Source organism: Roseiarcus fermentans (genome assembly GCF_003315135.1).
In the GTDB taxonomy this organism is placed as follows: Bacteria; Pseudomonadota; Alphaproteobacteria; order Rhizobiales; family Beijerinckiaceae; genus Roseiarcus; species Roseiarcus fermentans.
Genome location: NZ_QNRK01000025.1, coordinates 42,937 through 63,807 on the forward strand (window position 1 = coordinate 42,937; position 20,871 = coordinate 63,807).

The following is a 20,871-nucleotide window of genomic DNA, read 5'->3' on the forward strand; positions in this document are numbered from 1 at the left end:
CGCGCGAGCGCCGCCGTCAATCGGTCATGAGCGCCTTCGCCCGGCCTCGGCCCGTTTTCGGGCGCGCTACTCCGACCCCATCGTTTCGAGATTCACGCCCGTCGTTTCGATCCGGAAGGCCCAGGTGACGATCGCGCCGACGATCGACGTGGCGATGAGTATCGACAGCAGCGCCTCGCGTCCGATGTCGGCGAGCAGGATCGGGAACAGGAACGCCGTCGTCACCGCGCCGATCTTGGCGAAAGCCGCGGCGAATCCCGCCCCCTTGCCGCGCAGCTTGGTCGGGAACACCTCGCCCGCCAGCAGGTAGGTCTGGGCGTTGGGACCCATGTTGGTCATGAAGTTGAACAGCATGAAGCCCGCGAAGATCATCGCGATCTGCGTCGCGCCGGCGAACCAGGACGATGCGGCGGCGATCGCCAGGCCGGCGGCGCAGCCGACGAAGCCGATGGTCTGGAGGCGTATGCTGCCGAACCGGTTGACCAGCAGCACCGCCGCGACGATGCCGACGATCAGCAGGACGTCGATCAGCGCGGAGCCTCGGGCGGCGAGTTCGTCGTTGCCGATCAGGTCGGCGAGGTTGCGGACATACGCGACCTTGTGGCCGACGGCGCTGGCGAGAATCGTGGGGGTGAAGATGCCGATCCCATAGGTGCCGAGGTCCTGCAGGAACCAGGGGACGGAGGCGAGGATCGTGGCGCGCCGGCGCTTCGGGCCGAACAGCTTGTCGAAGCCGGGCTTGGCGTGGTCCTTCGCCGGCGGCGCGAGATCCAAGGTCTTCGGATAGGCGGGGTCGCGGCTCAGCAGGCGCTCCATCTGCCCTTCCGCCTCGGCCTTGCGGCCGCGCGCAAGCAGCCAGTGCGGGCTCTCCGTGACCCAGAGGCGCGCGACGGCGACGATCAGCGCCGGAACGACGACGACAGCGTACATCCACCGCCAGGCGCCGATCTCGGGATCGTTCTTCAGCACGAGATAGCCGACCACGGTTCCCATCAGCGCGCCCAGCGCCTGGAAGCCGAACGCGCCGAGCACGAAACGGCCGCGCGCCGAACTCGCAATGCTCTCGGAGATCATCATATGCGCGGTCGGATAGTCGCATCCGAGCGCGACGCCGAGGCCGAACAGGAACAGGACGAGCAGCGGATAGTTCGGACTGACCGTCAACAGGCACAGGAAAGCGACGAAGACGAACATCTCGAGGACGAACATCCGCTTGCGGCCGAAGACATCGGAAAGACCGCCGAGACTGATCGCGCCGACGAGGATGCCGAACAGGCTCGCCGCTCCGATCGTCCCATGCTCGGTCTTGCCGAGGCCGAATTCCTGGGAAATCAGCGGCAGCGCGACGCCGGTCATGAACACGACCAGCCCCTCGAAGAACTTGCCGCAGGCGGCGAGCGTCCAGATCAGCCATTGCATGTCGGTCATCGGCGTCGAGCGGATGGCCGTGCCGTCGCTCCAGACCGGGGTCTCGTCGATGTAAGACTGGACCGAGCGCCGCAAGGCGGCGCCGGTCGGGGACACGGCTTCATTCATGGGTTCCCCTCCGAGCCGATTGAGCCGGAGAAGCGTGGACGAGAACCATGACAGGTCGATCACGGCGCGCGCGAGCGGCAGCGCAAAGCCGAAACGCCGGAGGGAGCGTAACCGACGCGGATTTCGGCGCGTCGCCGCCGCCGCAGGCCGCGCGCGCCGGAATCAGGCGAGGCTGCGCGCGAAGCCCCGCGAACGCCGGTCGAGCCCCGTGCGAGACCGTGACCGCCACGCCGTCGGCTCCTTGGCGGTCAGGCCGCGCCGGTCGCGACCGGGCAGTCCTCGCGCCCGCCCCATTCCGCCCAGGAGCCGTCGTAGAGGCCCTCGATCCGGCCGCCGGCCTCCTCGACGGCGAGCGCCAGGATCGCCGCGCTGACGCCCGAGCCGCAGGTGGTGATGATGGGGCGCGCGAGATCGACCCCGTGCGCGGCGAAGATCGCCGCGAGCGCCTCCGGCGCCTTCAGCCGGCCGTGCTCCACCACCTCGCTGAAGGGCAGGTTGAGGCTCCCCGGCATGTGGCCGCTCCTCAGGCCCGGACGGGGCTCGGCCGTTTCGCCGCGAAACCGGTCCGCCGGGCGGGCGTCCACCACCTGCGCCGAGCCGCTGGCGAGCGCCGCCTTCACCTCGTCGAGCGAGGCCACCACCTTGTCGTCGAGCCGCGGCGTAAAGGTCCGCGGCGTCGGATGCGCCTCCCCGGTCTCCAGCGGGCGCCCCTCGACGATCCACTGGGTCAGGCCGCCGACGAGGATGCGCACGTCGGCGGCGCCGTAGGCGCGCAGCGTCCACCACACCCGCGCCGCCGCGAACAGGCCGAGCGCGTCGTAGACGACGAAGCGCATCCCGTCGCCGAGGCCGAGCGCGGTCATCTCGCGGGCGAGAAGATCGGGCTTCGGCAGCATGTGCGGCAGGCCGCTGTCGCTGTCGGCGATGGTGTCGATGTCGAAATAGACCGCGCCCGGGATGTGGCCGAGCGGGAACTCGATCGCGCCGCGCCGGCCGGAGTTGGGCAGATGCCAGGAGCCGTCGACGATTCCGAGATCGGGCTTGCCGAGGTCGGCCGCAAGCTCGGCGGTGGTGCAGAAGTTGCGCATGGACATGGGGGCCTCAATCACGATGGGGACAGGACGATCCGCACGCGGCGGTTCAGGCGTCCCTTTTTCTCGATCTGGATGACGGAAGCGCGTCCGATCTCGCCGGTGCGCGCGACATGCGTGCCGCCGCAAGGCTGCAGGTCCAGCCCCTCGATGGCGACCAGCCGGACGCGCCCGCTCCCGCGCGGCGGCTTCACCGACATGGTCTTGACCAGCGCCGGGCTGGCGTCGAGCTCCTCGTCGGCGATCCACCGCAGGGCGACGGGAGCGTCGAGCGCGACGAGTTCGTTGAGCTTGCGCTCGACCTCGGCCTTGTCGAGCGGCGCCTCGCAGTCGAAGTCGAGCCGGCCCTCCGCATCGCCGACCGAGCCGCCGGTCACCGGGTAGGGCAGCGCCACCGACAGGAGATGCAGCGCCGTATGGGCGCGCATCCGCTTGTAGCGCCGCTCCCAGTCGATCCGGGCGACGACCCGGGCGCCGGGGGCGGGCAGGGCGGCGCCGTCCGCCGGGACGTGCAGAATGGTCTTGCGGTCGGCGTCGTAGGTCGTGTCGACGATCACGACCGGAGCGGCGCCCTCCACGATCAGTTCGCCCTGGTCGCCCGGCTGTCCGCCGCCCCGGGGATAGAAGACGGTGCGGTCGAGCGCGACGCCGCGCGGGTCGGCCGACAGGACGGTCGCCTCGGCCTCGCGCCGGTAGGCGTCGTCGCGGAACAAGATTTCGGTCATCCGACGAACACCCGTGGAGCGCGGCCTTTCGCCTCGAGCCAGGCCGGCACGGGCAGGTTCTTCTCGCGCAGGAAGTCCGGATTGAAAAGCTTCGAGGCGTAGCGGGCGCCGGAATCGCACAGGATCGTCACGATGGTGTGGCCCGGCCCGAGGTCGCGCGCGAGCCGAATCGCGCCGGCGATGTTGACGCCGGAGGAGCCGCCGAGCAGCAGGCCCTCGTTGACGACGAGATCGAACACGATCGGCAGCGCCTCCTCGTCCGGGATGTGATAGGCGAGGTCCACCGGCGCGCCGTCGAGGTTGGCCGTCACCCGGTTCTGGCCGATGCCTTCGGTGACCGACGAGCCGGCGCTCTTCAGCGCGCCGCTCGTGTACCAGGCGTAGAGCGCGGCGCCGGGGGGGTCGGCGAGCGCGATCGTGATGTCCCGGTTGCGCTCCTTGAGGGCCATGCCGACGCCGGCGAGCGTTCCGCCGGTGCCGACCGCGCTGACGAAGCCGTCCACCTTGCCGTCGAGATCGTCGAAGATCTCGGGGCCGGTGGTCTCGTAGTGCCCGCGCCGGTTGGCGACGTTGTCGAACTGGTTGGCCCACACCGCGCCGCCGGGCTCGGTCTTCGCCAGCGCCTCGGCGAGGCGGCCGGAATAGCGCACGTAATTGTCGGGATTGGCGTAGGGAACCGCGGGGACTTCGATCAGTTCGGCGCCGGCGAGGCGCAGCATGGCCTTCTTTTCCTGTGACTGGGTGTCGGGAATGACGATCACCGCCCGGTAGCCGAGCGCGCCCGCCACCATCGCGATGCCGATCCCGGTATTGCCCGCGGTGCCCTCGACGATGACGCCGCCGGGCCGGAGGGCGCCGCGCTGGACCGCGTCCCGGACGATCGCGAGCGCGGCGCGGTCCTTGACCGACCCGCCGGGGTTCATGAACTCGGCCTTGCCGAGAATGGTGCAGCCGGTCGCCTCCGACGCGGCGCGCAGGCGGATCAGCGGCGTCCGCCCGATGGCGCCGACGACATCGCGATGAAAGGTCATGGCTTGGTTCCCTCGATCGAACCGGACGATAGGACGCGCGGGCGGGTTGCGACAAGCCCGCGCGGCTGCCAGAAGGTCGCCCGTTCCAGGAGCGGCCGATGTTCTTCACCCTCTCCAAGATCTACGAATCGTTCCTCTCGCCCCTTCCGCTGCTGATCCTGCTCACGCTCGTGGGGGCGATCCTGACGGCGACCCGCGCGGCGCGGTTCGGGCGCGCGCTCGCGGCCGTCGCGGCGCTGGCGCTGCTCGTCCTCGCGCTGACGCCGGTCGGCCGGGCGCTGATCGCGCCGCTGGAAGACCGCTTTTCCTCGCCCGCCGCCAGCGCGCCGGCGCCCTATGGCGTCATCGTCCTGGGCGGCGCGATCAAGGGCGCTGAATCGCGCGCGCGCGGTCAGGCCGTATTCGACGAAGGCGAGCGGCTGGTCGAGGCCGCGATTCTGGCGCGCCGCTATCCCGACGCGCGGATCGTCTTCACCGGCGGAGACGGCTCGCTGCTTCCCGGACACAACGTGGAGGCGCAGGAAGCGCGGAAGCTGCTGATTGAACTCGGCGTCGATCCCGCCCGGGTGACGCTGGAAGAACGATCGCGGAATACCGACGAAAACGCGCGCTTCACCGCGGCGATGGTTCACCCCGAGCCGGGTCAGCGGTGGCTTCTGGTGACCTCCGCCTTCCACATGCCGCGATCGATGGGCCTGTTCGAGAAGGCCGGCTTCGACGTGGCCGCGTTTCCGGTCGCCTTCCGCACGCTCGGTCCCGGCCAGCCGCTGCTGTGGTCGCTCGACGCGGCGGAGAACCTGCGGACGTTCGCCACCGCGGCCAAGGAATGGATCGGCCTCGCCGCCTACCGCGCGACCGGCCGGATCGACCGGCTGTTTCCGGGGCCGGACGACCGCGCGCCCCGGGTCTCGGGGTAACGAGAGCGGACTTGCGGGCGCCCGGCGCCCTGGTCGCCGCGCTCGTTGAGCGCGGTATGCGGCCCGCGGCCGCGTCGACAACGACGCGCGATCCGCCCGAGTTGCGTCTCGGCGACGCCAATGGCGCGGCGCGCTACTCCGACGACGGCGCGCCGAGGCGGTAGACGCCGCGGAAGTCGTTGGGGTCGACGGCCTTGCCCTTGCGGGTGATCACGAGCCGGCCCTGGTTGGCGAGGCGCACCGCCGCCCGGCGCACCTCGGTCAGATGCGAGCGCCAGCCGAGTTCGTCCTCGCCGCGGGATTCGGCGTAGGCCTTGGCGGCGTCGGTCGGGCAGATGGTCCGGCCCGCCGGCGCTTCCGAGCAGAGCCCGAAGATCACGGCGTCGAGGGAGGGTCTGGAGTCGGGCGAGGGGGTCATCGTTCGTCCTTGGTCGAGCCGGGGCGCGCCGTCAAGTCACGGGCAGAGGTCCGCCAGCGCCTGTCTGGCGGCGGCCTCGATCGGCAGGCATTGGCTGTCGATGAGGTCCATGGTCCGGTCGATCACGACAGAACCGCCGTCCCGAAGCACGTGCGTTCTGAGGCAGTCCTGTCGTTCGCGATCGCCCGCGTTCTGGATGAAGCCCTTGTAATACATCATGACCGCGGTCATCCGGGCGTCGAACGCGATGTTTTTCAGTTGGTAGGCGTCCGAGCAGGAATTCGCCTGCGCGATGCTCAGCACGGCTTGCGAGGTTGGCGGGTCAGCCGCGAGCGCTGCGACCGCGATCGCGAGCGGTGTTGCGGCCCGCAGCGTCATTTTGGCCACGTCGATCATGGTTTTGCTCCCGTGGAGGGCCTGCGACAACTCCGGTCAAGCCCATAACGCTGAAAACAGCGCCTTGATCCTTGCGTTCGTGCGGTCGATGGTTACACTATAGGCAACATGAAAATTGCTCAGAAAATAGGCAGACGCGAACCGATCGCTGTCGGCGGGCTTCGGCTCGAAGGCGCGGCGATGCTCGCGCCGATGTCGGGCGTGTCGGATCTCGGCATGCGTCGCTCCGCGCGTCGGTTCGGCGCCGCGCTGGCGTTTTCGGAAATGGTCGCGGCGGAGACCTATCTCGACGGCGACGCCGAGGCGGCGATTCGTTCGGAGGGCGAAGGAGTCGTCCCTCACGCGGTCCAGATCGTCGGGCGTGAGGCCCGCGCCATGGCCGAGACCGCGCGCCGGGTCGAGGGCGCCGGCGCCGCTGTCATCGACATCAACATGGGCTGCCCGTCGCGCCGGGTCGCGGGCGCGCTCGCCGGCGCTGCGCTGATGCGCGACCTCGATCACGCCGAGCGTCTGGTGTCCGCCGTGGTCGAGGCGGTCGGCGTGCCGGTGACCCTCAAGATGCGCCTCGGCTGGGACGAAAGCCTGATCAACGCGCCCGACCTCGCCGGCCGGGCGGAGCGCGCCGGCGTCACAATGGTGATCGTCCACGGCCGGACGCGGGCGCAGTTCTACGAAGGCCGGGCCGACTGGGCCGCCGTCCGGGCGGTGGTGGACGCGGTGTCCCTGCCGGTCGTCGTCAACGGTGACTGTGCGGGCGTCGAGGACGCGCGCGCGATGCTCGCCCGATCGGGCGCGCAGGGCGTCATGATCGGCCGCGCCGCGGTCGGGGCGCCGTGGCTCGTGGGGGCGGTCGCCCGGGCGCTCGCCGACGGCGGGCCGCTGCGACCGCCTCCGGTCGGGGAGCGCCGGGAGGCGGCGATCGGACATCTCGACTGGCTGCTCGGCAAGCTCGGATCGCGCGCGGGCCTGCGCCACGCGCGCAAGCACCTCGCGGCCTACGCCGAAGCGGAAGGCGCGCCGGCCTCGCTCCGCCGCGAACTGGTGACCACCGACGATCCCGCGCGCGCGACGAGCCTGCTCGGCCAGGCCTTCGAAACGACGCGGCTGGAGGACGCCGCATGACGGCGCTGTTCCACAAGGGGCGCTCCGACCCGGCCAAGGTCCTGAACGCGCTGGCGCAGCCGCTGATCACGATCGAGGCCCAGGATCTGGTGATCGAGGCCAACGTCGCGGCCGAGACGTTTTTCGACATGGGCCGCATCGCCTTGCTGCGATCGCGGCTGGCCGACCTGCTGCCGTTCGGCTCGCCGGTGTTCGAACTCGTCGAGGAGGCGCGCAGGAACCACGCGACGGTCGCCGGCCACAAGATCGACATCTCCACGCCGAGGACGGGGAACCGCGGGCCTGTCGACATTTTCATCGCGCCTTTGCCGCAGCCGGGCGATTCCGTCGCAATCATGGTGCAGGAGCGGGCAATTGCTGAAAAAATAGACAGGCAACTGACGCATCGGAGCGCCGCTCGCTCGGTCACGGCGCTCGGCGCCATGCTCGCGCACGAAATCAAGAACCCGCTGTCGGGAATCCGCGGGGCGGCGCAGTTGCTGGAAGGAAGCGTCGGCGACGACGACCGCGCGCTGACGCGTCTGATTTGCGACGAGACCGACCGGATCGTGAAGCTCGTCGACCGTATGCAGTCGTTCGCCGATTCGACGCCGTCGCAGTGGGAGAGCCTCAACATTCACGCCGTGCTCGACCACGTGAAGCGGCTCGCCCAGGCCGGTTTCGCACGGCACGTCCGCCTGACCGAGACCTACGATCCGTCGCTGCCGCACATCCACGGATCGCGCGACCAACTGATCCAGATCTTCCTCAATTTGGTCAAGAACGCCGCCGAAGCCATTGGCGAAGATGGCATTGACGGCGAGATCACGCTGACCACGGCCTACCGTCCCGGCGTTCGTCTGCGCACCGGGCAGTACGCCGAGCCGGTGTCGCTGCCGCTCGAGATCTGCGTGCGCGACAACGGCCCGGGGATCGCCCCGGAGATCGCCGCCAACCTGTTCGATCCGTTCGTCACCACCAAGGCGCAGGGCTCTGGTCTGGGACTTGCACTGGTTGCCAAACTCGTCGGCGATCACGGCGGCATCGTCGAGTGCGAGTCGCATCCGCGGCGAACGACTTTTCGCGTCCTGATGCCATTGCCGTCGACACGCGCCCGTCCCTCCGCCTGAGAGGGAGTGAGCGGGGCTGGCTTTAGGAGCTGTGAGCATGCCGGCTGGTCAGATTCTGGTCGCCGACGACGACGCGGGTATCCGCACCGTGTTGAACCAGGCGCTGTCGCGGGCGGGCTACGAGGTCCGCGCGACCGGGACGGTGGCGGGCCTGTGGCGCTGGGTCGCGGCGGGCGAGGGCGATCTCGTCATCACCGACGTAGTTATGCCCGACGACAACGCCTTCGATCTCCTGCCGCGGATCAAGCGCATCCGGCCCGACCTGCCGATCATCGTGATGAGCGCGCAGAACACCTTCATGACGGCGATCAAGGCCTCGGAGCGGGGCGCCTACGAGTATCTGCCGAAGCCCTTCGACCTGCGCGAACTGGTCTCGATCGTCGGGCGCGCGCTCGCCGAGCCGAAGCGCCGGCGCGACGAGGAGGACGACCACGCCCCGACCGAGGTCATGCCGATCGTCGGCCGCTCGCCGGCGATGCAGGACATCTTCCGGGTGCTGGCGCGGCTGATGCAGACCGACCTCACCGTGATGATCTCGGGCGAGTCGGGCACGGGCAAGGAACTGGTCGCGCGCGCCCTGCACGACTACGGCAAGCGCAAGAACGGTCCGTTCGTCGCCATCAACATGGCCGCCATTCCGCGCGACCTGATCGAAAGCGAGCTGTTCGGCCACGAGAAGGGCGCCTTCACCGGGGCGGCGGCGCGCTCGGTCGGCCGGTTCGAGCAGGCCGAGGGCGGAACCCTGTTCCTCGACGAGATCGGCGACATGCCGATGGAGGCGCAGACGCGGCTGCTCAGGGTGCTGCAGCAGGGCGAATACACCACCGTGGGCGGACGGACGCCGATCAAGACCAACGTGCGCATCGTGTCGGCGACCAACAAGGACCTGCGCTTCGCCATCCAGCAGGGCTCTTTCCGCGAGGACCTGTTCTTCCGCCTGAATGTGGTGCCGATCCGGCTGCCGCCGCTGCGCGAGCGGCCGGAGGACATCGCCGACCTGGTGCGCTCCTTCTTCCTGCGCGGCGTGGCCGAGGGGCTGCCGCTGAAGTCGATCGAACCGGCGGCGATGGAGCGCATGAAGCGCTATTCCTGGCCGGGCAACGTGCGCGAACTCGAGAACCTCACGCGCAGGCTCGCGGCGCTCTACCCGCAGGACGTGATCGGCGAGGCGCTGATCGAGGCGGAGCTCACCGCCGCCGGCGCGCCGTCCCTCGCGCCCGCTCCGACGCCGGCCGACGACCTTCGCCCGCGCGCGGCGCCGTCCAACGCGCCTGCGGGGGGAGAAGGCTTCAACGCGGCGATGGAACATGCGATCGCCGACCTGTTCCGCTCGTTCGGCGCGGCGAGCCCGCAGGTCGGCCTCTATCACCGCGTGCTGCACGATCTCGAGGCGCCGCTGATCGCTGCGACCCTCGCGCTGACGCGGGGAAACCAGATCAAGGCCGCCGAGATCCTCGGCCTCAACCGCAACACCCTGCGCAAGAAGATCCGCGACCTCAACCTGCGCGAGATGCCGACGTTCCGGTAAGGCTCCGCCCGGGCGTTCGCGGCCGGGGCGCCGCCGACGCTGCCGCGCTTCGGACGCCGGTCGCCTCGACCCTCGGCGTTTTCTTTCGATGCGCGTGTCGCGCCGGTCCGTCGGTCCGACGAGAACGCGCAGGAGGAAGCTGAGCTGGACGGCGAGACGCCGTCCCTCCCGGAGGGCGCCCGTCTCGCGCACCCCGGCGGCGGGCACGCCGCCTCTCTGGTCGTCACGGCGCTTGCGCTGCGGGAATTCCCGGTCGCCTCGAGACATCGTGGACCGGCTCCGAGACCGACATCGTCCGCTGCTTGTCGGCGCGTCCCCTGCGCTCCGCCTCGAAGTCCACGCTTTCCACCATTCCTCCGCCGTGCTTATCTAACGTCATGTCTACTTCGGGGCGCAGTGGCGTTCTGACCGGCGTCGCGGGCCTGAGCCGCGCGTCGTCGTGGGCGGTCGGCTGGCGGGCGGCCTTCGACGGCGCGCTGGCGCGCGAGGTCGAGGAGCGGCGGTTCTTCCTGTGGCTGCCGGTCGCGGCCATGGGCGGCGTGGCGCTGAACCTCGCAGCCGACAGCGAGCCGGCGCTCTGGGCGCCGGCGGCGCTGACCCTCGTGTTCGCCGGCCTCGCCTTCGTCGCGCGGTCGCGGCCGATCGCATTCGGCGTCGCGCTCGCGCTGGCCGCCCTGTTCGGCGGCTTTCTCGCCATGTCGCTCAGGACCGCGCGGGTCGCTGCGCCCGTGCTCGACCGCATCCGGATCGTGTCGCTCGAAGGCGCCGTCGAGGAGGTCGACCTCAGGACGGTCGGGGCGCGGCTCGTGATCGCGGTTTCGAGCGCCGACGGCATGCCCGCCGAAAAGGTTCCGCGTCGGGTCCGGGTGACCACCCGAAAGGCCCCCGGCGCGGTCGCAGGCGACTTCGTCGCCCTGAAAGCCCGGCTCCTGCCGCCCTCGCACGCGGCGCTGCCGGGCGGCTACGACTTCGCCCGCGATGCGTTCTTCGCCGGCGTCGGCGCGGTCGGCTCGACCCTCGGGGCGATCGAAATTCTGCCGCCGCCGCAGGACGCCAGCCTGAGGCAGCGTTTCGCCGCGGCGATCGACCGGGCGCGCAACCGCCTCGCGGTCAGGGTCGACCGCATTATCGGCGGCGACGAGGGCGCGATCGCCGCTGCGATGGTGACGGGCAAGCGCGACTTCCTCTCGAACGACGCCAAGGATTTGATCCGCGAGGCCGGGATCTTCCACATCATCACCATCTCCGGCGTGCAGATGACGCTGGTCGCGGGCATCGTCTTCTTCGTGACGCGCCGGCTGCTCGCGCTGTCGCCGACGCTCGCCTTGAACCATCCGATCAAGAAGTGGGCGGCCGTGGTCGCCATGGCGGGCTCGCTCTTTTACGATATCGCGACCGGCTCGCGCGTCGGCACCGAGCGGGCGCTGGTGATGACGCTGATCGTGCTCGGGGCCGTGGTCCTCGACCGCCGGGCGCTGACCATGCGCAACCTCGCCTTCGCCGTGTTCGCGGTGATCGCGATCGAGCCGGAGGCGATCATGGGGGTGAGCTTCCAGCTCTCCTTCGCCGCGGTCGCGGCGCTGGTTGCGGTGATGGAGGCGCGGCTTTCGGCGCTGGAGACCGACCCCGATCCCTGGCTGCCGCAGCGGGGGCGTCCGCCGCCGCGCTCGCTCCTGTCGGAACTGCTGCACAGGCCGCAGGCGCTGCTGCTCGCGACCGCCTGCGCCACCAGCGCCACCGCCTCGTTCATGGCCTATCATTTCCACGACCTCAGCCCCTACGTGCTGGTCGGCAACCCGCTGACGCTCACGATCATCGAATTCTTCGCCGTGCCGGGCGCGCTTCTGGGAACCGCGCTCTATCCGCTCGGTCTCGACGCGCCGGTCTGGCTCTATGTCGGGCTCGGGATCAAGTTCATCCTCTGGGTCGCGGGCTTCATCGCCGCCGCGCCGGCCTCGACCGTGCATCTGCGCGCCTTCGCCCCGTTCGCGCTGCCGTTTCTCGCCCTCGCCGTCCTCAGCGCGACGATCTGGCGGACCTGGCTCTTTCGCGCGACCGCGATTCCGTTCGCGATCGTCGGCCTGATCGGCGCGCTCGACGGACCGCGCTTCGACGTGATCGTCGCGCCCTCCGGCGAGCAGGCCGCGGTGCGCGACGCCGACGGGAGACTGATGATCGTGGGCAAGCGCTTCAACGCCTTCGCCGCCGAACAGTGGCTGACCGCCGACGGCGACGGCCGCGAGCCTGCCCAGGCGCGGGATCCGAACGCGCCCTGCGACCGGCTCGGCTGCGTCGCGGCGCTGCCGGAGGGGGAGTTCCTGAGCCTCGTGCTCGACCGTCTGGCGTTCGACGAGGACTGTTCGCGCGCCGAGATCGTCGTCAGCAGCCTGACCGCCCCGGGCGACTGCGGGGCGAAATTCGTGTTCGACGAGCGCGCGCTGGCGCGGCTCGGCGCGGTCGGGCTGACGTGGAGCGACGACAAGGGGTTCGCGCTCGCCGCCGACCGCACGACCTTGCAGAACCGCCCGTGGTCGCCAGCGCCGGCGCCTGCCCTCGACGACCGGATCGTGCGCCCGGGGCGGGGGACGCACGGCGCCGAGCCGGGGGAGACGGAGGAGGCGGCGCCGGGGCAGCCGTAGGGACCGCCGTCGGCCGCAGACGTCAGGCGCTTTCCGAAGCGGTTGGGTTCTGTTAAAGTAAGGAGGAGATGCCGACCGTTCTCCGTTTCGACGGGCTGCGCGTGATCGTTTATCCGAACGACCATCGACCTGCGCACGTTCATGTCAAGGGAGCGAGCGGAGAGGCCGTGTTCGTCCTGAATTGTCCCAACGGACCGCCGACGCTGCGCGAGACCTTCGGCCTCAGCCGAACCGAGCTGAACCGCGTCGAAAATGAACTGGCGGGCGCGGTGGCGACCCTGTGTGCCGAATGGAGAAGGATTCATGGCCGTATCTGAGGAAGACGCTCGACAGGCCGAAGAGCGGATGGCGGCGCTGCGAGCGAACGGCTTTGCCGTCTCCGCGCGCTACGATCGCCGCACGGCCCGAATCGTCGTGAACCTGAATACCGGCGTGCAGATCGCTTTCCCGACGCGCCTCGCGGAAGGTCTCGCCGGCGCGTCGGCGGACAATCTGGCCGACATCGAGGTCAGTCCGGCCGGTCTCGGTCTTCACTGGCCGAAACTGGACGCAGACGTGTACGTGCCGGCGCTTCTGCAAGGCGTGCTCGGTTCGAGACGCTGGATGGCGGCCGGGCTTGGAGCGGCCGGCGGCAAGACCCGTTCGCAAGCCAAGGCCGCCGCGGCGCGGGAGAACGGCCGAAAAGGCGGACGGCCCCGCAAGGCGGGGGGCGGTTGAGAGCGTTTTGACTTTGCACGACGGCCACAGGGGGCGGACTTGGACGGGGAGGAAGAGAGACGGCGCCGCCGTTGGCGGCGGGCGCTCAAGTGCAACAGCGGATGACGACGCCGCCGACGCCGCGGAGCGGCGGCCCCCCGTCCAATCATCGGTTGCACGGGGCCGCCCACCCCTCGACGACCGGATCGTGCGCCCGGGGCGGGGGACGCACGGCGCCGAGCCGGGGGAGACGGAGGAGGCGGCGCCGGGGCAGCCGTAGGGCGGACAGGCGTTGAAAATAATGCAACTTCGCATTACATAAAGAGAACCAAGCGAAAGCCTGCCATGACCACATTGACCGTCACGGCGCGGGGACAGGTCACGTTCCGCAAGGATGTGCTGCGGCACCTCGGCGTCCAGCCGGGAGGCAGGATTCATCTCGACCTGCTGCCGGACGGCCGGGCGCAGCTGACTGCGGAGCGCGAAAAGCGTTCGTTCCGTGAATTGCATGGATTTCTGAAGGACCGGACCAACGGCGCGCGGCTCAGCCTCGACGACATCGCCGAGGCGATCGCGGAAGGCGGCGCAGCGGCCGGGGTCACGGACGAATGAAGATCACCGCCGACACGAACCTTCTGCTGCGGGCGATCGTGGGCGACGACGAGGCGCAGAGCGCCCTCGCCATCGAGGCGCTGGAAAAGGCCGAGACGGTCGCCGTCAGCCTGCAGTCGCTTTGCGAATTGGCGTGGGTTCTTGCGCGGCGTTATGGCGTGTCGCGCGCGGACGTCGCCGCCGCCATCCGGCGCCTGTCCGAGACCCGCAACGTCGCCCTCGACCGGCCCGCCGTCGAATGGGGACTCGGCCTCCTCGAAGCGGGGGGCGACTTCGCCGACGGCGTCATCGCCTTCGAAGGCGCGGCGCTGGGGGCGGAAACGTTCGTTTCGTTCGATAGAAAGGCCGTTTCCTTGCTCGCTGCGCAAGGGCGTCGAGCGCAGCTCCTCGCCTGACGCGTCGGTCCGCCAACCTGCCCAGGGCGCGGTGACGAGGAGCGACAAAGCGCGCTGCGAGCCGGCGACGCCGTCTCCGGCACAACCGCCAAATCTTCTCGAATGGTTTGCTCAAATGAACGCGCCGTGTCTTCACCGCTGTTACATACAGTTATCACAAGTCTATTGAATGCATCAAAAATGAGGCCATTGTGTTTTTGAAATGGCGATGTCATCTTTACATTGTAAGCGAAACGAGACAGCAAAAAGGGGTGGGCGACTTTCCTGTAAAAAAAAACAACGCGGGAACGGCGGCCTTGGAAAGTCCCGGTCGGTGTTCTTGAGCGCGCCTTGGAAACCTTGGCGCCGAAATCCTGTACACCGGGAGTCCGTAGATGATAAGGTCGCTTCGACACCTTCGCTTGACCCTGCTCGCCGGCACGATCGTCGCCGGCGCGGCCGGCGGGGCGCAAGCTCAATCCGTCTGGCAGGGCGGCGCGCAGAACAACCAATACAACTGGGATCTTGCGAGCAACTGGAGCACCGGCGCCATCCCGACCTCTTCCAGCCTCGTCGAGTTCGCCGCCCCGTACACGACGTATTTGCCCGTCGCCCTCAACGGGCCGACGCCGGCGCAAGCGCTGTCGTCGACGCTGACGGGGAGCCTCATCGATCTCAAAGGCTGGACGCTGACGCTTTCGGGGACCAACAGCTCCGCCCAGAGCTTCAGCGGGAACATCGGGAATTCCTCGACGACTCAGGCGGGTATCACGTTCGGCGGCGCCGGCTTCGGCACGCAGAGTCTCAGCGGCGTCATCTCCGGCGCGACCCTCGTCACGGTCGATGGCGGCTTTCTGAACCTCGCTGCGGCGAACAGCTATTCGGCGGGCACGACCGTTTCCGGCGGCACGCTCAACGCCCAGACGGCGAAAGCCCTCGGCTCGGGACCCCTGACGATCAACAGCGGAACGGTGAACGTCGCGGGCGACGAGACGGTGTCCTCGCTTGCGCAATACGGCGGCGCGCTCAACATAAACAGCGGCAACTTCATCGCGACGAACGGCGCCACGACGAACGGCGGCGCGACGAGCGTCAGCGGAACCCTCACGCTCGGGTCGGCGAGCTCGCTCGGCACGGTCCTCCTCCAAAGCGGCGGGAAGATCGCGCTGACCGGCGCCCTGACCGTGACCACGGACTTCGCCAACGCCAACGCCGGCGTCGGCAACGCCTATAAACCGCTCGCCAACGTCACAGGCGGCGCGGTCGACGCGCCGACCGGCACGACGATGGCCATCGCCCCGTTGACGGTCGCCCTAGGCGCCGTCCACGTCGGCGCGACCAAGTCGGCAACGTTCCAGGTCCATAACACGACCACGGCCGCGGTCGGCACGACGCTGAGGGGCGCCGTTCAGACGACCGGCCTCACCGACGCGAGCCTCTCGCTCAAGGACTCGGGCGGCAACACCATTACCGGCGGCGGCGACAATTTCGGTCCGATCGTCGCCGCGGCAAGCAGCGGCTCCTACACCGTGGCCTGGGCCCCGACCACGGGGGGTGCGCTCAGCGGCCAGTCGATCCAAGCCGTCAGCGACTTCTCCAACGTCGCCTCGGCGACTGCCGCGGTGACCGGAACGGCGTGGAACCTGGCCCAGGCCAGCATTCTCTCCCCGTCGGGCGCGTCGATCGCGCTCGGCGCCGTCCACGTCGGCGACGTCGACAGCCAGACGCTGTCGATCGAGAATGTCGGCGGGGCCTCGCAAAACTACGCCTATACGGAAGGGCTCGATGCGCGGGCGCTCGGTCCGACCGGCTCTGCGACCGTCAGCGGATCGATCAACAACCTCGCTGCGGGCAGCCAGAGCAGCGCGATCGCGCTGGGACTTTCGACGGCGACGGCGGGCGCGATCGCCGGCTCGGCCAGCGTGAGGTTCCTCTCTGACGGCGCCACGACGAGCCATCTTTCGACCACGACTCTGAACTCGACGACCTTCAGCCTGAGCGGAAACGTCTATGGCTACGCGACGCCGGGCGCATTGCCGGGCGCGATCGCCCCTGTCGTCGCGCATGTCGGCGACAGCGCCAGCAAGTTCCTGACGATTTCCAACACCGCCCCGACCGGCGGGTACTACGAGGGTCTCGACGCGAGCTTCGGCGCCACGACCGGCGCCGCCGTCGCCAACGGCGGCTCGGTGACGAACGTCGCGGCCGGGTCGAACGACGGCGGCGCGAACCTGGCCGTCGGCGTCGATACGCGCACGGCGGGCGCCAAGACCGGGACGGTCACGGTCAATTTCGCCTCCGACGGCGCGACCACCAGCGGCCTCGGAACGACCGCCCTGACGAGCGCGTCGCAGACCGTCAGCGTATCGGGCGACGTCTACCATTACGCCGATCCGGTCCTGCAGAAGGCGGGCGGAGACGGCTCCTTGGTCGAGACCGACGCGACGCACTACACGCTCGACTTCGGCACGGTGGGCAAGGGCGGCAGCGCCAGCCTGTCCCTGGCGATCCTGAACCAGCTCTATGGGGACGACCCCACGGGCGCCTTTACCGACAGCCTGGGCGGCGCCTTCGGCCCCGCCTCGTCCGCGCTCGCGCCGTTCAGCTACGACTTCGCGACGTTCGACCTCGCGGCGGGCCAGCAGGCGATCGGGACGATCCGCTTCGACGCCTCGGGCGGGCCGAACACCGTCTTCGAGACCCTCACCTTCTCGCCGACGAGCACGGACATCGGCGGGACATCGGATCTGACCCCGATCACGATCACGCTCGAAGGGACGGTGGCCGCCGCCGCCCCCGAACCCTCGACCTGGGCGATGCTCGGCCTCGGCTTCGCCGGCCTCGGTCTGGCGGGCCGGCGCCGCATGCGCGCGCCGAAGACGGCGTAGCACGCGACCCGCACTCGCGCGCTTCGCGCCGACGGCGGTCCTCGCCGCGTCGAGCCCCCGCCTCGCGGCGGGGGCTTTCCGTTGAGGCCGCCGCAACGCTCAGCGCGCGCTGGCTCGGCTCGCTGGCGGGCTGACGGGGAGTCTCCTTCGACAGGAAGGCGTTTGCTGGCTTGCGGCGCAGGCCCGACAACCGGCGTCCCGGCTGACCGGATCGGGCGCGACGCGAAAGGCGAGCCCGAAACCTTGCCCTTTGCCCGCCGATGGGGCCATAAGGCCGCTTTCGCGGGGCTTTGCGCTCCGCCTCGAATCGTCTGCAGAGTCAGCCCATGCGCCTCAGCCGCTATTTTCTCCCCATCCTGAAGGAAACGCCGAAAGAGGCGGAGATCGTCTCGCATCGCCTGATGCTGCGCGCCGGCATGATCCGGCAGGAATCGGCCGGCATCTACGCCTGGCTGCCGCTCGGCCTGCGCGTGCTGCAGAAGATCTGCGCCATCGTGCGCGAGGAGCAGAACCGCGCCGGGGCGATCGAACTCCTCATGCCGACGCTGCAGTCGGCCGACCTGTGGCGCGAATCCGGCCGCTATGACGACTACGGCAAGGAGATGCTGCGCATCCGCGACCGGCACGAGCGCGACATTCTCTACGGGCCGACCAACGAGGAGATGATCACCGAGATTTTTCGCGCGTCCGTGCGCTCGTACAAGGACCTGCCGCTGAATCTCTACCACATCCAGTGGAAGTTCCGCGACGAGGTGCGGCCGCGCTTCGGCGTGATGCGCTCGCGCGAGTTCCTGATGAAGGACGCCTATTCGTTCGATCTCGACCAGGCCGGCGCGCGCCACTCCTACAACAAGATGATCACCGCCTACCTGCGCACCTTCAAGCGCCTCGGCCTCACCGCCATTCCGATGATGGCCGACACCGGCCCGATCGGCGGCGACCTCAGCCACGAGTTCATCATTCTCGCCTCGACCGGCGAGAGCGAGGTGTTTTGTCACAAGGACTATCTCGGCTTCGAGACGCCGCCCGAGACGATCGATTTCGATGATCCGGCGGCCATGCAGGCCGTGTTCGACAAGTGGACCTCGCTCTACGCCGCGACCTCGGAGAAGCACGACGCCGCCGCCTTCGCGGCGCTGCCGGAGGAAGCGCGGGTTTCGGCGCGCGGAATCGAGGTCGGCCACATTTTCTACTTCGGGACCAAATATTCCGCTCCCATGAAGGCGGTCGTCAACGGACCGGACGGCAAGGAGACGGCCGTGCATATGGGCTCCTACGGCATCGGCCCGAGCCGGCTCGCGGCCGCGCTGATCGAGGCGAACCATGACGAGGCGGGCCCGATCTGGCCGGACGCGGTCGCGCCGTTCCGGGTCGGTCTGATCAACCTCAAGGTCGGCGACGCGGCCTGCGACGGCGCGTCCGCCCGTATCCACCGCGCGCTCGAGGCCGCCGGCGTCGACGTTCTCTACGACGACCGCGACGAACGGCCGGGCGCGAAGTTCGCCGCCATGGACCTCGTCGGCGCGCCGCATCAGGTGATCGTCGGCCCGAAGAGTCTCGCCGAGGGCAAGGTCGAGCTGAAGATCCGCCGGAGCGGCGAGCGCGAACTCCTCGGCGTCGAGGCGGCGATCGACAGGCTCGGCGGCAAGGCGTGATGACGGCGTCCCCTCACCCTGCCGCCTCCAGTCCGCCGAAAGGCGGACGCCCTGTGGGCGGCTGTCCCTTTCCCGGTGGGAGAGGGGGGGCCCATCTCCCTCGGGCAGAGGGTGGCGCGAAGCGCCGGATGAGGGGTCGCCCCGCATGACCGCCGCCGCCGTCGACACCGCCGCAGCCAAGCGCGCCGCGCGGCCGTTCGCGCCGTTCGAGTGGATGGTGGCGTTCCGATACCTGCGCGCCCGCAACGCCCAGAAATCGATCTCGGTGATCGCCGGGTTCTCGTTCCTCGGCATCGTGCTCGGGGTGGCGGCGCTGATCGTCGTCATGTCGGTGATGAACGGGTTCCGCCACGATCTGATGGAGAAGATGATTGGCCTCAACGGCCATATGTTCCTGCAGGGGATCGAGACGCCGCTGACCGATTACGACGCGGTGGCGGAGCGGGTCGGCAAGGTCCCGGGGGTGACGCTGGCGCTGCCGCTGGTCGAGGGCCAGGCCTTCGCGACGACGCAATACGGCTCCGCCGGCGCGCTGGTGCGCGGCGTCAAGGGGCAGGACCTCGAGCGGTTGCCGGGCGTCGCCGGTCACATCACGCAAGGCTCGCTCGACGGCTTCGACCGGGGGCAGGGGCTCGCGGTCGGCGCCAAGCTCGCCGAGCGCCTCGGCCTCAGGGTCGGCGACAATGTGACGATCATCGCCCCCCACGGCGCCGAGACGCCGTTCGGCGTCACGCCGCGGATGAAGGCCTATCCGGTCGCGGCGATCTTCCAGATCGGCATGTCGACCTTCGACAACACCTTCATCTTCATGCCGCTCGCCGAGGCGCAGACCTTCTTCAACGAGGAGGGGCAGGCCAACGTCATCGAGGTGTATGTCCAGAACCCCGACGACATGGACGCGATGCGCCGGAGAATCGAGCCGGCGCAGCAGCGGCCGATGATCGACACCGACTGGCGCCAGCTCAACCGCAGTTTCTTCGACGTGCTCGCGGTCGAGAGCAACGTGATGTTCGCGATTCTGGCGCTGATCATGCTGGTGGCGGCGCTCAACATCATCTCCGGCCTGATCATGCTGGTGCAGGACAAGGGGCGCGCGATCGCGGTCCTGCGCACGATGGGGGCGACGCGCGGCGCGGTGATGCGCATCTTTCTGATCACCGGCGCGACGATCGGCGTGGTGGGCACCTTCGTCGGGCTGATCCTCGGCCTCCTCGTGGCCTATAACGTCGAGCCGATCCGCCGCTTCCTGATGTGGATGACCGGCCAGAACCTGTTTCCCTCGGAATTCTATTTCCTGTCGCAGCTTCCCTCCCGGGTCGAGCCGACCGACGTCGCGGCCGTGGTCGGGCTGGCGCTGGCGCTCTCGATCGCCGCCACGATCTATCCGTCGTGGCGCGCGGCGAAGCTCGATCCGGTGGAGGCGCTGCGCTATGAATGAAGCCGGCCGCTTCGCCGCGCTGACGCTGGACGCGGTCGAGCGCCGCTACGGGCGCGGCGAAACCACGGTCGAGGTGCTCAACGGCGCCTCGCTCGCCCTCCTTCCCGGCCAGTCGGTCGCGCTGATCGCGCCCTCGGGCGCGGGCAAGTCGACGCTGTTGCATCTCGCGGGCCTGCTCGAGCGGCCGAGCGCCGGCGAGATCCTGGTCGGCGGTAAGCCGACCTCGACCATGAGCGACGACGAGCGCACGGGGCTGAGGCGCGGCCAGATCGGCTTCGTCTACCAGTTCCATCAGCTTCTGCCGGAATTCTCGGCGCTGGAGAACCTCGTCCTGCCGCAGATGATCGCGGGCCTGGCGCGCGCCGAGGCGGCGGCGCGGGCGCGCGAGCTGCTCGCCTATCTCGGCCTCGCCAAGCGCGAGCGCCACCGGCCGGCGGAGCTGTCGGGCGGCGAGCAGCAGCGGGTGGCGATCGCCCGCGCCGTCGCCAACGGGCCAAAGATCCTGCTCGCCGACGAGCCGACCGGCAACCTCGACCCGAAGACCGCCGGCCACGTGTTCGACACGCTGGCCTCGCTGGTGCAGGCGACCGGCCTCGCCGCCCTCATCGCCACCCACAACATGGAGCTCGCGGCGCGGATGGACCGGCGGGTGACGATCCGGGACGGGCGGGTGGCCGAGGTGACGTGATCGGCGAC

General features: G+C 69.5%; 19 protein-coding genes. 13 read left to right on the plus strand and 6 right to left on the minus strand.

Going from position 1 to position 20,871, the window contains the following annotated elements; translation table 11 throughout:
• Positions 1-66 precede the first annotated feature (66 nt).
• The 4 genes from DFR50_RS20565 to DFR50_RS20580 form a co-directional block, all read right to left on the minus strand.
• Positions 67-1,536, minus strand: coding sequence for an MFS transporter (locus DFR50_RS20565; RefSeq protein ID WP_245428001.1), 1,470 nt, complete (start codon positions 1,534-1,536; stop codon positions 67-69).
• A 248-nt stretch (positions 1,537-1,784) separates the two neighbouring features.
• Entirely contained in the window at positions 1,785-2,630 is an 846-nt protein-coding gene (sseA, locus tag DFR50_RS20570; protein WP_113891143.1) for a 3-mercaptopyruvate sulfurtransferase, read from the minus strand.
• Between the two features lie 11 nt (positions 2,631-2,641).
• The gene (locus DFR50_RS20575; RefSeq protein ID WP_113891144.1) at positions 2,642-3,352 is read right to left on the minus strand and encodes an alanyl-tRNA editing protein; all 711 of its coding nucleotides are present in this window, start codon (positions 3,350-3,352) and stop codon (positions 2,642-2,644) included.
• Positions 3,349-4,383: a cysteine synthase A gene (locus DFR50_RS20580; protein WP_113891145.1), complete on the minus strand. Its 1,035-nt coding sequence runs from the start codon at positions 4,381-4,383 to the stop codon at positions 3,349-3,351. Before DFR50_RS20580 ends, DFR50_RS20575 begins: the two co-directional genes overlap by 4 nt.
• 98 nt (positions 4,384-4,481) lie before the next feature.
• Here DFR50_RS20580 and DFR50_RS20585 point away from each other — a divergent pair, with 98 nt between their 5' ends.
• Positions 4,482-5,300 carry a YdcF family protein gene (locus tag DFR50_RS20585; RefSeq protein WP_113891146.1) on the plus strand — a complete coding sequence of 273 codons (819 nt, stop codon included), beginning with the start codon at positions 4,482-4,484 and terminating at the stop codon, positions 5,298-5,300.
• A gap of 133 nt (positions 5,301-5,433) precedes the next feature.
• On the opposite strand, the gene DFR50_RS20590 is transcribed toward DFR50_RS20585, so the two are convergent.
• Both DFR50_RS20590 and DFR50_RS20595 read right to left on the minus strand, forming a co-directional pair.
• Complete coding sequence (locus DFR50_RS20590) at positions 5,434-5,718, minus strand: DUF3253 domain-containing protein (protein ID WP_113891147.1); 285 nt, start codon at positions 5,716-5,718, stop codon at positions 5,434-5,436.
• 36 nt (positions 5,719-5,754) lie between these two features.
• Positions 5,755-6,114, minus strand: coding sequence for a hypothetical protein (locus DFR50_RS20595; protein WP_113891148.1), 360 nt, complete (start codon positions 6,112-6,114; stop codon positions 5,755-5,757).
• Positions 6,115-6,294: 180 nt separating this feature from the next.
• Here DFR50_RS20595 and dusB point away from each other — a divergent pair, with 180 nt between their 5' ends.
• From dusB to DFR50_RS20655, 12 genes are all read left to right on the plus strand, one after another.
• Complete coding sequence (gene dusB, locus DFR50_RS20600; RefSeq protein WP_245428003.1) at positions 6,295-7,236, plus strand: tRNA dihydrouridine synthase DusB; 942 nt, start codon at positions 6,295-6,297, stop codon at positions 7,234-7,236.
• Positions 7,233-8,345, plus strand: coding sequence for a two-component system sensor histidine kinase NtrB (locus DFR50_RS20605; protein WP_113891150.1), 1,113 nt, complete (start codon positions 7,233-7,235; stop codon positions 8,343-8,345). The genes dusB and DFR50_RS20605 overlap by 4 nt, the downstream gene beginning before the upstream one ends.
• 37 nt (positions 8,346-8,382) lie before the next feature.
• A complete protein-coding gene (gene ntrC / locus DFR50_RS20610) occupies positions 8,383-9,873 on the plus strand; it encodes a nitrogen regulation protein NR(I) (protein ID WP_113891151.1) in 1,491 nt (496 codons plus the stop codon).
• A 377-nt stretch (positions 9,874-10,250) separates the two neighbouring features.
• Positions 10,251-12,512, plus strand: a complete 2,262-nt coding sequence (locus DFR50_RS20615) for a ComEC/Rec2 family competence protein (RefSeq protein ID WP_113891152.1) — start codon at positions 10,251-10,253, stop codon at positions 12,510-12,512.
• Positions 12,513-12,580: 68 nt separating this feature from the next.
• Entirely contained in the window at positions 12,581-12,829 is a 249-nt protein-coding gene (locus tag DFR50_RS20620; RefSeq protein WP_113891153.1) for a DUF4160 domain-containing protein, read from the plus strand.
• Positions 12,816-13,229, plus strand: a complete 414-nt coding sequence (locus DFR50_RS20625; protein WP_113891154.1) for a DUF2442 domain-containing protein — start codon at positions 12,816-12,818, stop codon at positions 13,227-13,229. The genes DFR50_RS20620 and DFR50_RS20625 overlap by 14 nt, the downstream gene beginning before the upstream one ends.
• 324 nt (positions 13,230-13,553) lie before the next feature.
• Positions 13,554-13,820: an AbrB/MazE/SpoVT family DNA-binding domain-containing protein gene (locus tag DFR50_RS20630; protein WP_113891155.1), complete on the plus strand. Its 267-nt coding sequence runs from the start codon at positions 13,554-13,556 to the stop codon at positions 13,818-13,820.
• A complete protein-coding gene (locus tag DFR50_RS20635) occupies positions 13,817-14,215 on the plus strand; it encodes a type II toxin-antitoxin system VapC family toxin (protein WP_113891156.1) in 399 nt (132 codons plus the stop codon). The genes DFR50_RS20630 and DFR50_RS20635 overlap by 4 nt, the downstream gene beginning before the upstream one ends.
• A 374-nt stretch (positions 14,216-14,589) precedes the next feature.
• The gene (locus tag DFR50_RS20640; protein ID WP_113891157.1) at positions 14,590-17,082 is read left to right on the plus strand and encodes a beta strand repeat-containing protein; all 2,493 of its coding nucleotides are present in this window, start codon (positions 14,590-14,592) and stop codon (positions 17,080-17,082) included.
• 326 nt (positions 17,083-17,408) lie between these two features.
• Positions 17,409-18,737, plus strand: coding sequence for a proline--tRNA ligase (proS, locus tag DFR50_RS20645; RefSeq protein ID WP_113891158.1), 1,329 nt, complete (start codon positions 17,409-17,411; stop codon positions 18,735-18,737).
• A gap of 145 nt (positions 18,738-18,882) precedes the next feature.
• The gene (locus DFR50_RS20650; RefSeq protein ID WP_113891159.1) at positions 18,883-20,175 is read left to right on the plus strand and encodes a lipoprotein-releasing ABC transporter permease subunit; all 1,293 of its coding nucleotides are present in this window, start codon (positions 18,883-18,885) and stop codon (positions 20,173-20,175) included.
• The gene (locus DFR50_RS20655) at positions 20,168-20,863 is read left to right on the plus strand and encodes an ABC transporter ATP-binding protein (RefSeq protein WP_113891160.1); all 696 of its coding nucleotides are present in this window, start codon (positions 20,168-20,170) and stop codon (positions 20,861-20,863) included. The genes DFR50_RS20650 and DFR50_RS20655 overlap by 8 nt, the downstream gene beginning before the upstream one ends.
• The last annotated feature ends 8 nt before the right edge of the window (positions 20,864-20,871 follow it).